Here is a 14,790-nt window from a genome sequence, read left to right on the forward strand (position 1 = left end):
CGAGCCGCGCCGCAGCCGCCCGGGGGGCCGTATGAGCAAGGATGGTGCGTGTCTTTCTGTGCCCATCGCGGCCGAGGTTACGGTCGTTGCATTCTGCCCCGGATGGCCTCCGGCCTTCATCATCAGACAATGCGTTCTTCGTGACCCGCTCACGAACCCCGTACCGTGCCCAAAGGAAAAATTATGACGATCGACAGCAAGCCCGCGCCCCACATCCAAAAGGGCAAGCCGCTGTCGCGCCGCCTGTTGTGCGGAGCCTCGCTCGCGGCCGTGCTCGCGTGCGCACCGCTGTCCGCGCGCGCCGAGGACCGATACTGGGACGCCAACGGCACCGCGGTCGGTTCGGGCGGCACCGGCACCTGGAACCTTGCCAACCTCAACTGGAGCCCGAATGGCGACGGGGTCAGCGGTCCCTTCGCCGAGCCGTGGAACAATGGCGATCTCGATAATGCGGTTTTCGGCAGCACCGCGGGGACGGTGACCGTTGGCGTGCCGGTGACGGTCGGCAACATCACCTTCAGTTCGGCCGGCTATGTGCTGAGCGGCAGCACGATCACGCTGGGCGGACCGGCGCCGACGATCACCACCAATTTCAGCAACGCGAATGCCACGATCAATTCGGCAATCGCCGGTTCCTCCGGCCTGATCAAGGCGGGCAACGGTGGGCTGATATTGAACGGCGCCAACAGCTTTACCGGCGGTATCACGCTCAACAACGGTAGCATCTACGCGAGCAGCGATGCTGCGCTCGGCGCATTGAGCAACAATATCACTACCGCCGCGGGCGTGACGGTCCGGCTGTCGATCGCGGGCGCATCGACGAGCCGCGCGGTCGCGATCGGCGACGGCGGCACGCTGATTCTCGAGGGCGGCGGAGCGGGTTCGGCGCTGATCTCGGGCAACGGCAGGGTTTCGGTGGCGGCCAGCGGCGTCACGATGAGCAACAACCTCAATAGCTATACCGGCCAGACGATCTTTACAGGTTGCAACGGCACGTGTTCGGCGCGCTTCACCTCGCTCGGCAATCTCGGCGAAGCGAGCTCGCTCGGCGCGCCCGTCACGGTGGCTGACGGCACGATCATCTTCAACCAGCAGAGCCAGTATAGCGACAGCCTGATTTACCTGGGCGATGGTGACAGCTCGAACCGCAATTGGGACATCAACGGCAATGGCGCGCTGATCCGCAATCAGGGGACCGGTACGCTCGAGATCACGGGCGATGTCGATATTTCGGTCAACGGGGGCTTTTACGCGGACACGGCCGACGTGCGTTTGCTGGGCGTGCTTAGCGGCGGAGGCTTCGGCTTCAGCGCCCTCGCGGGGCGTCACGTCCTTCTTGGCGACGCGAATATCTTCACCGGTCAGGCGACGCTTGTGGGCGAAATTCGCGTTGGCAAGCTGGCCGATATCGGCAGCGCCAGCTCGCTTGGCGCGGGTACGACGATCGGCCTTGCCAACGGGACGCTCAGCTATACTGGCGCGGGCGACACGAGTAACCGCGAATGGCTGATCAACGGCGCGGCCAATGTGATCCGCAACGACGGCACCGGCGCGCTCAACCTGTCGGGTGCGCTCGTCTTCAATCCCGGAAACCCGAACCCGGATACGCTGGCGCTCGGCGGCAGCTTTGCCGGCGCCAATATCTTTTCCGGCGTCATGTCCGGCAACGGCAACCTGGTCGCCGATAGCGCGGGAACCTGGGTGCTCGGCGGTACGAATGTGCAGCGCGGCACGGTGACGGTTGCCAACGGCACCCTGCGTGCTGGTGTCGCCGGGGCGTTTGGCAACGCGACCGGTTTCGTCGTCAACGGCGGCACGCTCGACCTTGGCGGCTTCGACCTCGTCGCACCGTCGCTCACCGGCAGCGGCGGTACGATTGCGCTCGGTGCGCAAACGCTGACCGTCGATGCCAAGACGACGCAGGTCTTTGGCGGCAGCATCACGGGAAGCGGTGGCCTGCGGAAAACGAGCGCGGGTTCGCTCACCCTGACCGGCGCGAACAGCTACACCGGCGCGACTACGATCGGCGGCGGACGGCTCACGCTCGATTTCTCCGGCGCCGGCGGTCCTGCCAGCAACATCATTTCGGCGTCGTCGGCGCTCGCCCTGTCGGGCGGCACGTTGGAAGTCCTCGGCGCGGGGGGCGAGACCAACAATCAATCGTTCAACGGCCTGACGGTCAATGCCGGCAGCAACACTGTTCGCACGGTCAATGGCGCCGGCGGTATCGTCAACCTCAATCTTGGCGCGATTACCCGCGCGGGCGGGCTGGTCAATTTTGTCCTGCCAACCAGCGGCGCGATCACGACGAGCAACGCCGACGGCGTGCTCGGGGGCTGGGCGACGATCAACGGGTCCGACTATGCCAAGGTGGTCGGCGGGGGCATCGTCGCCTTCGACGCCAGCGATTATACCACCAAGGACGATGCCGCGACCTGGGCGAACGGCGACATCATCAGCGATACCGCGAACGCCGCGAACACGCCTTTCTTCGGCACAGTGACGGGCAATGTCCAACTCGGCGGCCTGCGCTATACAGCCGCGGCCGGATCGAACGTCGCGATCGGCGCCCTCAACACGCTGGGCATCGACGGCACGATCATCGTCGCGCCCAGCACGCTGGCTACGAACCAGAGCATCACCGGCGGCTCGCTGACCGGAAGCGCGGGCGGCGGGACGCTCGGCGTCCAGCATAATGGCACGGGCATCCTAACGATCGGCTCGACGATCGTTAATAACAGCGGGGCCACGGGTTTTGCCAAGAGCGGCGGCGGTATCGTCCGCCTGACCGCCGCCAACAGCTATACCGGCGGTACGACGCTGAGCGGCGGCCGGCTGGAAGTCACGCAGCTCGCCGACGGCGGCGCCGCGAGCAGCATCGGCGCGTCGAGCGCCGACGCGGCGAACCTCGTCCTCGAAAGCGGCACGCTCGTTTATACGGGCGGCGTCGATGCCGTCACCGATCGCGGCATCACACTCGTCAACGGCGGCGCCGAGCGGGCGATCCAGGTCGATGCGGGACGAACTGTCGAGTTTTCGGGCCTGGTCACAAGCCCCGACGATGCGGGACTGACCAAGACCGGCTGGGGCACGCTGGTCCTGTCGAACGCCGCGAACGATTATGTCGGCGTCACGACGATCACCCAAAATCCGGGCGCCGGATCGAGCACGCTTTCGGTGGGCACACTGTCCGACGGCGGCGTCGCGAGCGGCATCGGCGCGGCGAGCGGTGATTCGGCCAATCTCGTGATCAGCAACAGCGCCCGGCTGCAATATACCGGCGCGACCGTCGCGATCGATCGCGGCTTTACCCTCGCAGGCGGTCAGGGTGGCATCGACGTCGCGAATGCGGCCACAACGCTGACGATCAGCGGCGTCGCCGCGGGCGCGGGATCGCTGTTCAAGGATGGCGCGGGCACGCTCATTCTTAGCGGTGCCAACACCTACACCGGCGATACGAGCGTCAATGGCGGCATTCTGCGTGCGGGTTCGGCGCAGGCTTTCGGCCCCACGGGTCGCATGACCGTCAACAGCGGCGCAACGCTGGAACTTGGTGGTTTCAACGCCAGCTTCTTGTCCGTTATCGGCGACGGCCTGATCGACCTTGGCGGGCGTACCCTGACGACCGGCGGTGCGGGCGGCGTCTTCACGGGCCGCATTACCGGCACCGGCGGCTATACGCGTACCGGCGGTTTTAACCAGACGTTGAGCGGCTGTAACAACGACTATACCGGCGTCACGACAATTGGCGGGACACTCTCGATCGACTGCATCGCCAATGGCGGGCAGGCGAGCGGCATCGGGGCTTCGTCGGCGGCCTCGCCCAACCTGGCCTTCGCGAACGGCACGCTCGTCTATACCGGCGCCAGCGTTTCGACCGATCGCGGCTTCGCGATGACGGGCAACGGCAACCTCAATGTCTTTGACGCCGGGACGACGCTCGAATTTTCGGGCAACATCACCGGCGCCGGGCAGCTCAACAAGGATGGCGCGGGGACGCTGGTGCTGTCGGGGACAAATAACACGACCGGCAACATTCGCGTCATAAACGGTACGGTGCGGGCCGGGTCGACCACTGCCTTGAGGAGCGGTTGGGTGTCACTCGACGACACCGCCGGTGTCTTGCTCGACCTCGACGGCTACAACAGCAATGTCCTCTATCTGTTGGGCGGCGGCACGACGGGCGGCAACATCAACCTCGATGCGGCGACGCTGACGATCAGCAACGGCGGCGGCGTCGGCGTCATTTACGGCGGTGCAATCTCGGGTAGCGGCGGGCTGGTTAAGAACGGCGGCAGCTTCCAACAGCTCTCGGGCTGTTCGAGCAGCTATGACGGGACGACCGTCATCAATGGCGGCACGCTCGCAGTCGCCTGCCTTGGCGATGGCGGTGCGAACAGTTCGATCGGCTCGTCCTCCTCGGCAGCGGACAATCTCGTCCTGAACGGCGGCACACTGCAATATGTCGGCACGGGAGGAAGCACGAACCGCCGGTTCACGCTCGGCGCCTCAACGACGAGCAAACTCGACGCGTCGGGCACGGGCGCGATCGCCTTCAACCACGCCGGCCCGCTCACCTTTGCCAGCCCCAACACGGCGCAGATGCTCACGCTGACCGGCACGAATACCGGGAACAACATCCTCGCCGCGCAGATCACCAACAACGGAACCGGTCTTACCGGGCTGGCCAAGACGGGCGCGGGCACCTGGGTCCTCACCAATGGCGGCAGCACCTACACCGGCGTGACGAATATCAGTGGCGGTGTGCTCGCGGTCGACAAGCTTTCTGATGGCCTACTCGCGAGCAGCATCGGCGCCTCATCGGCTGCGGCGTCCAACCTGATTATCGGTAACGGCTCGACGCTGCGCTATACGGGCGCGGGCGACAGCACGAACCGCCTGTTCACCCTGTCGCAGGGGGTTACCTTCATCGAATCGTCGGGCACGGGCGCGATCGTCTTCACCGACACCGGGCCGGTCACGCTCGCGAACATCAACCAGGCGCGCACGATCGCGCTGGGCGGCACGAACACAGGCAACAACACGCTGGCGGGCTCGATCGGGAATGCGGGCTCCGGCGTCACCACGCTTGCGAAGAACGACAGCGGCAACTGGGTGCTCACCGGCAACCACAGCTATACCGGGTCAACCAACGTCAACGGCGGCACGCTGTTCATCGGCGGCGGCGGTACGACGGGGTCGATCGCGAGCGCGATCGTCAACAATTTCGGCACGCTCGGTTTCAACCGCAGCGACGTGGTCGCCTATGAGGGGCAGATCGGCGGCACGGGAACGGTGCGCCAGGCGGGAATCGGCACGACGATTCTGACCGGCACCAACCTCTATACCGGCGGCACGACGATCACCGCGGGCACGCTCCAGCTTGGAGGCGGCGGCACGACTGGCAGCATTGTCGGTAACGTCGCCAATGATGGTTTGCTGGTGTTCAATAGGTCGAACCTTTTCACCTTTGCCGGACTCGTATCGGGCAGCGGCGGCGTACGGCAGACCGGTAGCGGCACCACCGTTCTTTCCGGCACCAACAGCTATGCCGGTGGCACGTCGATCCTCAGCGGTACGCTACAGGTTTCAGCCGATGCCAACCTCGGCGCTGCGACCGGCGGTCTTAACTTCTCCAGCGGCACGCTCCGAACGACCGCGTCCTTCGCGAGCGCGCGAAATACGAGCCTGTCGGGCGACGGCACCATCCTGACCGACGCCGGGACGATTTTCTCGATTGATGGTGTGATTTCGGGCGCGGGCGCATTGACCAAGTCGGGCACGGGCATTTTGACGCTGAGCGGAAGCAACAGCTATGCCGGCGCGACGAACGTGAACGCCGGTACATTGCTGGTCAACGGCAACCAGTCGGCGGCGACGGGCCTTTTGACCGTCGCTTCGGGGGCGACGGTGGGCGGCAACGGGAGGATCGGCGGCAGCGTCAATGTGCTGAACGGGGGCATCCTTGCGCCGGGCAACAGTCCCGGCACGCTCAATATCGATGGCAATCTGGCGCTCGCGGGGGGTTCGGTCCTGAACTTCGAATTCGGGCAGGCGGATGTCGCGGGCGGTTCGCTCAACGATCTGGTCAATGTCGGCGGCAATCTGACGCTCGACGGCACGATCAACGTCAATGTGTCCGCCGGCGGCAACTTCGGCGGCGGCCTCTACCGCGTGTTCAACTATGGTGGCGCGCTTGTCGACAACGGGCTCACGCTGGGTTCGATGCCGCCCGGAAGCAATGTCACCGTCCAGACCTCGGTCGCGGGTCAGGTCAACCTGATCAACTCCGGCGGCCTGTCCTTGAGCTTCTGGGACGGCGCCACCGGACCTAAGTTCAACAATGTGGTCAACGGCGGCAACGGCACTTGGCATCTGGGCGGCGCCGACAATAATTGGACGGGCGCCGACGGCAGCATCAACGCGGCCTATGCCGACGGCACCTTCGCGATCTTCGCGGGTGCGCCCGGCACGGTCACGGTCGACAACAGCGGCGGCGCGGTCACCGCGGCGGGCATGCAGTTCGCGACGGGCAACTATCTGATCGATGGCGGACCGCTGACGCTGGTCGATCCCGACTCGATCATTCGCGTCGGCGATGGCACTGCGTTTGGCGCCGGATTCGTTGCGACGATCGCGGCGAGCCTCACCGGCGCGGTCCAGCTGGTCAAGACCGATTCCGGGACGCTCATCCTCGGCGGCACCAACAGCTACACCGGCGGCACCGCGATCAACGGCGGCGTGTTGCAGGTCTCTGCCGACGCCAATTTTGGCGCCGCGGGCGGCGCGCTGTCCTTCGACAGCGGCACGCTGCGCGTGATGACCGATTTTACCTCGAACCGCGATGTCCAACTGGTCGGCGCGGGGACTGTCACCATGGGAGTCGGGGCCAACTGGGTGCTCGCGGGAGACACGAGCGGGGCGGGGTTGCTTAACGTCAACACCGGCGCATCCACTGTGACACTGACCGGCAATGCCGCGCATACGGGCGGCACCATGGTCGCGGGCACCGGCTCGTTGCTCATCGGCAATGGCGGCACGACGGGAACTATCGCCGGCGACATCATCAATAATGGCAACATCCGGTTCAACCGGTCAGACAATAGCGTCTACGCCGGCTCGATCACCGGGACGGGTAGTTTCGCACAGTCGGGCGGCGGCACGCTGTCGTTGACGGGGAACAGCAATTGGACGGGCTCCGCTTCGATATCGGGCGGCAGCGGGCTCCGTGTCGCCAGCGGCAACAACGTTACGGCGGCCAACCAGACGAATGTCACGCAGGGCGGCTCGCTGACCATTTCGGGCCCCGGATCGACTTTTACCACGGGGCTCGCTGCCCTCACCGCCGGCAACGGGACCGTTTCCCTCAACGTCGAAAATGGGGGCACTTTCCAGACCAGTGGCACGTTGGCGCTTCGCACCATCGGCGGGACGGTCGGAACTTCCGATCTGAACATCGCAGGCGCGGGGTCGTTGGTTAGCGCGGACCGGTTTGACGTGAGCACCGGTGCTTCAGCCGCATCGAATATTGTGATCAGTGGTGGCGGCACACTGCAAACGGGCGTCGCGAGCATAATTGGCTCGGCGGCTGGCAATACAACGATTTCTACAGTTACGATTACCGGTGCGGGATCCAACTGGACAAGCAGCGGTATACTGCTGACCCGAAATGCCAATATCTCCGTGCTTGACGGCGGCGCCCTGAATTTGGGAGCGGCGCAGATCGGAACGATCGCCCAAGGCGCAAATGTCATGGTTTCGGGCGCCGGATCGACCTTCACCACGACCGATGCCCTGACCCTTGGGTTGATCGGCGCTAACGCGAATGGCGTATTGACGATCACCGACGGCGCGCAGGTCACCGCAGGAACCGGCCTCATGCTGGCCGCAGACGCCGGGACAACCGGCACCGTCAATATCGGCGGCGTCGAGGGCGGCGCGGCCGCCGCGGCGGGCTTCATCGATGGCAACATCATCTTCGGCCCGGGTGCGGGCGAATTGAACTTCAACCATACTGACGCCGATTACCTCTTCGCCAACAGCATGTCGGGTGCTGGCGCGATCGGTCATGCGGCGGGCTTCACGCGCCTGACCGGCGACAGTTCGGCCTTCACCGGCACCACGTCGGTCGCGGGCGGCACGCTGGTCGTCGACGGCATCCTCGGTGGCGCGACGAGCGGTGTCAGCGTCGCGACGGGCGGTACGCTGGGCGGCACCGGTACGATCGGCGGCAATGTCGTCGTCCTAAACGGCAACCTCAATCCGGGCGATGTCGGCGGGATTCCGGGCATGCTGACCATCGCCGGCAATCTCAGCCTGACGCCAGCCGCGACGCTCAACGTCGATTTCGGTCAGGCGAATGTTGTTGGTGGTGCATACAACGATCTGATCGATGTGGGCGGCGACTTGGTTCTTGGCGGAACGCTCAATGTCGCGGAAACCCCCGGGGGCAGTTTCGATCCGGGCGTCTATCGCGTCATCAACTATGCCGGGACGCTGACCAACAACGGGCTTACGGTCGATCCCGGCTATTTCGTGCAGACCTCGGTCACGAACCAGGTCAATCTGGTGAACACGACGGGCCTCACCATGCGTTTCTGGGACGGCGTCGCGGGGGCGAAGAATGACAACGCGATCACGGGCGGCGACGGCCTGTGGCAGGCCAGCACCGGCAACGACAATTGGACCGAATTCGATGGCTCCGCCAACGCGCCCTTCACCGACGCGGCGTTTGCGGTCTTCTCCGGCCTTCCCGGCACGGTGACGGTCGACGCCTCGCTCGGCACCGTCACGGCGTCGGGGATGCAGTTCGCAAGCGACGGCTACGTCATCGACGGCGACCCCATCATCCTGACCGGGGTGCAATCGGTGATCCGCGTCGGCGATGGCACCACCGCCGGGGCGGGCTATACAGCGACGATTGACAGCGCGCTCGCCGGTGCCTCGCAGCTGGTGAAGAGCGATCTCGGAACGCTGATCCTGACCGGCGTCAACAGCTATGCCGGTGGCACCGCGGTCAACGGCGGCACGCTCCAGATCTCGGCAGACGGCAACCTCGGCGACGTGGGGGGCGGACTCGGCTTCGACGGCGGCACGCTCCATAGCACCGCCGACATCACCTCGGGCCGCGCTGTCGATCTCGTCGGCACGGGCACGTTGCTCACCGACGCGGGTACGGCGCTGACGATGAGTGGCGCATTCTCGGGCGCCGGCAACCTTGTGAAGATCGGCGCGGGCACGCTCAACCTGCGCGGCAGCAGCAGTTTCGACGGGAACACCACGGTCAATGATGGACGACTGTCGATCACCGATGGCGGCCGCGTTTCAAATTTCCGGGGCTATATCGGCAACGCAGCCGGCCAGACGGGCGAAGTTGTCGTCTCCGGACCGGGATCGAGCTGGAACAACAACAACCATATCTATGTCGGTTACAGCGGCACCGGCCTCCTGACGATCGAAAACGGGGCCACGGTTTCGAACGCAAACGGGAACGTCGGGCTCAATGCAGGCAGCACCGGCATCGTCACCGTCTCCGGAGCGGGCTCGACCTGGACCAGTTCCGACAATCTTTTGGTGGGTGTCGGCGGGGAGGGTTCGCTGACCGTCGACGCGGGTGCGAACGTGATCAACTTGTTCGGCTCTTTCGCCGTCGGGCAGGACACCGGGTCCAGAGGTTCGGTCATCGCATCCGGGGCGGGTTCCAGCATTACGGCGCGCCAAATGTTCGTCGGCAATTACGGCAATGGCGAGCTGACCATCGCGAATGGCGCGGAAGTATCGAGCGGCCCCTCGTGGATCGGAGCTATTGCGGGTAGCCAGGCCGTCATCAATATCGGGGCAGCGGCCGGGCAAGGCCCGGCGGCGGCGGGCGCCCTGACCACCCCCACGCTGACTTTCGGCGATGGCGATGGCGCACTGGTCTTCAACCACATCGATACCGGTTATCTGTTCTCGGCTGGGCTGGACAGCCAGGGTGCGGGCACGCACGCAATCCAGCAGCTTGCCGGTACGACGATATTGAGCGGCGACGGCTCCGGTTTTACCGGAACCACGACCGTTTCGGGCGGCACCCTGCTCGTCGGCGACCAGAGTGGCGCTGGCAGCCTCGGCGGCGCGGTTAACGTTGCGCTCGGCGGAACGCTCGGCGGGGCGGGCGCTATCGGCGGCGATGTGGCGATAGCGGACGGCGGCGCGTTGGCGGCTGGCGTGAACGGGGCCGGTACGCTGACGATCAACGGCGGCCTATCACTCGCGGGCGGCTCGGCGCTCAATTTCGAGTTTGGCCAGGCCAATGTGGCGGGCGGCGCGCTCAACGACCTCGTCAACGTCGGCGGCGATCTCGTGCTCGACGGGACGATCAATGTGACGGTCCCTGCGGGTGGCAGCTTCGGTCCCGGTGTCTACCGCGTTTTCAACTATGGCGGTGCATTGACCGACAATGGCCTCGATCTCGGCACGATGCCGGGCGGCGGTCAGGTTGCGGTACAGACAGCGGTCGCCGGACAGGTCAATCTGGTCAACAGCCTGGGCGTCGCGCTCAGCTTCTGGGACGGCGCGATCGGCCCCAAGAACAACAGCGCGGTCAACGGCGGTGATGGCGTGTGGCAGGTCGCCGGCGGGTCGAACAACTGGACCAACGCTACTGGCACGGTCAACGCCGATTATGCGCAGGACAGTTTCGCTATCTTCTCGGCCGCGCCGGGAACGGTCACGATCGACAACAGCGGCGGCAACGTCCTTGCTTCGGGCATGCAGTTCGCGAGCGACGGTTATATCCTCACCGGCGATGCACTGACGCTGACCGGGACGGCGGCAACGATCCAGGTCGGCGACAGCAGCGCTGCGGGCGTGGGCTATACCGCGACGATCGCGGCCGAACTCACCGGCGCCGCAGGGCTGGTCAAGACCGATGCGGGCACGCTGGTGCTGACCGGTGCGAACAGCTATGCCGGCGGCACGCGGGTCGCTGGCGGCACGTTGCAGATCGGCAATGGCGGCGCGACCGGCAGCATCGGCGGCGACATCGTCAACAATGCGGCGCTGGTCGTCGACCGATCGGGGACGATCCTGCTCGACGGCACCATTTCGGGAACGGGCTCGCTCACCAAGCGCGGCAGCGGCCTCCTCGAACTGACTGGCACGAACAGCTACGGCGGCGGTACGATCATCGACGGCGGCACGGTGCGCGTGTTCAGCGACGCCGGCCTCGGCAATGCTGCGGGCGTGCTGTCGCTTCAGGGCGGAACGCTGCAGGCGGGCGCATCTTTCGCATCGACGCGCGGATTCCTGCTTGGCAGCCCCGATTCCAACGCGATCGATGTCCAGGGCTTCGATGTGACGCTTGGCGGCGTGATCGGCGACGGGCCGAACAACGGGGCCGGCAATTTCCTCGACAAGCGCGGAACCGGAACGCTGACTCTGACCGGCGCCAACAGCTATTCGAACCGGACGATCATTGCCGGCGGTACGCTCGCGCTGGCGAGTGCGGGAACGATCGGTGCGGGCAATTTGATCGTCGGAGCGGGGACCGTCTTCGACATTTCGCAGACCACCACCGGCGCGCGCGTCATCCAGCTCGGCGGCGCGGGAACGATCGCGCTCGGCTCCAAGACGTTGACGCTGGGCTTGGGTAACAGCTTCACCGACTGGGCGGGTTCGATCACCGATGGCGGTATCGGCGGAGGCGCTGGCGGCCGCGTGGTCGTCGCCGCGCCCAATGGCGCCGTGCGCTATTTCGGGGCGACGAGCTATACCGGGGGAACGACGGTTGCCGCGGGCAGTTTCGAGCTCGTTGGCAATGGCGCGCTCTATTCGCAGGGGGCCGTGACGGTGGATGGCGGCGCGCTGTTCAACATCGCCGGTATTGCGGCCGCGGGAACGACGATCGGCGATCTTTCGGGTGCGGGTTCGGTCCTCCTCGGCGGCAAGACGCTGACGTTCGGGACGGCGAGCGACACGGCGTTGACGGGGGTGATCAGCGGCAATGGCGGCGCGCTGGTCAAGCAGGGAACGGGAAGCTTCACGCTCGGCGGCGCGAACAGCTATACCGGCGCAACCGACGTGCTTGCGGGCACGTTGCTCGTGAATGGCAACCAGTCGGCCGCCACGGGCCTCACCAGCGTTGCATCGGGTGCGACGCTGGGCGGCACGGGCACCATCGGCGGTGACGTGAACATCGCCGATGGCGCAACGCTCGCGCCGGGCGCGGGGGCGCCGGGTGCGCTCACGATCAACGGCAATCTTGCGCTCGCTTCCGGCGCGACGCTCGGTTTCGAGTTCGGGCAGGCCAATAATCCGGGCGGCACGCTCAATGACGTGGTCAATGTCGGTGGCAATCTCGTCCTCGACGGGACGCTCGACGTGGCGGTGCCCGCGGGCGGCGCGTTCGATATCGGGCTGTACCGCGTCATCAACTATGCGGGATCGCTGACCGACAATGGCCTCACCCTCGGGACGATGCCGGCGGGCGCGGATGCTGAGGTGCAGACGTCGATCGCAGGCGAAGTGAACCTGATCAACAGGGGATCGGCGACGCTCAACTTCTGGGATGGCGCGGCCGGACCCAAGAATAATGGCGCGATCAACGGCGGAAACGGCGTCTGGCAGGCGAGCGGCGGCAACGACAACTGGACGGGCGAAGACGGCGCGGTGAACGCAGGCTATGCCGACGGCACTTTCGCTATCTTTGGCGGCACCGGCGGTACGGTGACGGTCGACAACAGCCTCGGCGCGGTGTCGGTCGCGGGCATGCAGTTCGCGGCGAACAATTATGTGATCGGCGGCGGCGACATCGCGCTGACCGGTCCGACCGCGACGATCCGCGTCGGCGACGGCAGCACCGTGGGCGCGGGCTTTGCCGCGACGATCAATTCGGTGATCCGCGGTGCGGCGCAGCTCGTCAAATCCGATACCGGCACGCTCATCCTCGGCGGCACGAACAGCTATGCCGGCGGCACGCTGATCACCGGCGGCACGCTCCGCATTTCGAGCGACGCCAATCTTGGTGCCGCAAGCGGCAACGTGACGCTCGACGGCGGAACCTTGGAAACAAGCACGAGCCTTGCCAGCGCGCGCGACATCGTCGTCGCGAGCAGCGGGACGATGAGGGCCGCTGCCGATACGGTGTTCACCTATAACGGCCTCTTCTCGGGCGCCGGTGTTTTGACCAAAAATGGCACGGGCACCTTGCTCGTCACTGCCGACAATGGCGGTTTCGGCGGCAGCACGACGGTCGCGGGCGGCACGCTCGCGGTTCAGGGCAGCCTTGGAGGCACGGTAACCGTCGGTTCGGCGGGCCGCCTCGAAGGCGCCGGGCGCGTCGGCAGCATCGTGAATACGGGTGTCGTCGCGCCGGGGGCGAGCATCGGCGCGTTGACAGTCGCCGGCGATTACACCGGCAATGGCGGCATGCTCGAGATCGAGGCCGAGCTTGGCGGCGATATGTCGGCGGCCGACCGGCTGGTGGTGAATGGCGCGACATCGGGGAGTACCTCGGTAACCATCATCAACCGCGGCGGCCTCGGCGCACAGACCGTCGAGGGCATCAAGATCGTCGATGTCGCCGGCGCATCGAACGGCAGTTTCACGCTCGATGGCGACTATCTGTTCGACGGCCAGCAGGCGGTGATCGCGGGCGCCTATGGCTATCGCCTCTTCAAGAATGGCGTTGCGACCCCGCAGGACGGCGACTGGTATCTGCGTTCGGCGCGGCTCGATGCGACCGGGGAACCCGAAGGACCGCTCTATCAGCCGGGCGTGCCCGTTTACGAAGCCTATGTCGGGGCGCTGCAGTCGCTGAACCGCCTGCCGACCTTGCAGCAGCGCGTCGGCAACCGGTCGTGGGCGGCCTCGCCGATCGCCGGTGCGGGCCTCTGGGGCCGGTTCGAGTCCGAACGCCAGCGTCCCGACGCCTTGGTGTCGACCAGCGGCGACGACCGCAAGGTCGACCAGTGGCAGGCGCAGCTCGGGCTCGATGCGGTGCTGGCAGAGCGCAGAGACGGCGCGGCGCTCGTCGGCGGGCTGACCGCGCATTATGGCAAGGCGGACAGCGCCGTGACGTCGATCTTCGGCGACGGCACGATCGGCACGCAGGGCTATGGCGTCGGCGCGACGATGACCTGGTACGGACCGAAGGGCTTTTACGTCGACGGGCAGGTCAAGCTCAGCTGGTTCGACAGCGACTTGGAATCGAACATCCTGGGATCGCTTGCTCGCGGCAACAAGGGCGACGGGCAGGCGTTCAGCCTCGAACTCGGCAAGCAGACGCAGCTCGGCCGCAACCTCAGCATCACGCCGCAGGTCCAGATGAGCTACGCCAAGGTCAATTTCGACCGGTTCGCCGATCCTTCGGACGCTGCGGTTTCGGTGGCGAAGGGCGAGAGCCTGAAGACGCGCTGGGGCCTGGCGATCGATCACCAGACGAGCTGGAAGGGCCGGGCGGGCGATACGCGCCGCACGCGCCTCTATAGCGTGATCAACCTCGGCTACGAGTGGCTCGACGGCGCCGAGGCCGACGTATCGGGAACGCCGATTGTAAACCGCGACCACCGCCTTTCGGGCGAACTCGGTCTCGGCGGCAGCTATAGCTGGGGCGACGACCGCTTCACCCTCTATACCGAGGTATCGGGCGACACGGCGATCGCCGACTTCGGTGCTGGCTATAATCTGAAGGGGACAGCGGGCTTCCGGGTGCGGTTCTAAGCTGCGGCCGTCGGATTCACGAGAGAGCGGACGACCCGGACCTCCCGGAGCGTCCGCTCTTCACCGTTGAGGGCCAGAAGCGGACCGTCT

Annotated in this window: 1 protein-coding gene; it reads left to right on the forward strand. The window is 65.9% G+C overall.

Translation table 11 applies throughout. The features are described 5' to 3' along the window. Positions 1-183: 183 nt before the first annotated feature. Positions 184-14,700, forward strand: coding sequence for an autotransporter-associated beta strand repeat-containing protein (locus ASD73_RS22895; RefSeq protein ID WP_056368070.1), 14,517 nt, complete (start codon positions 184-186; stop codon positions 14,698-14,700). Positions 14,701-14,790: the final 90 nt, after the last annotated feature.

The sequence above is a fragment of the Sphingopyxis sp. Root154 genome (genome assembly GCF_001427105.1).
Lineage (GTDB): Bacteria > Pseudomonadota > Alphaproteobacteria > Sphingomonadales > Sphingomonadaceae > Sphingopyxis.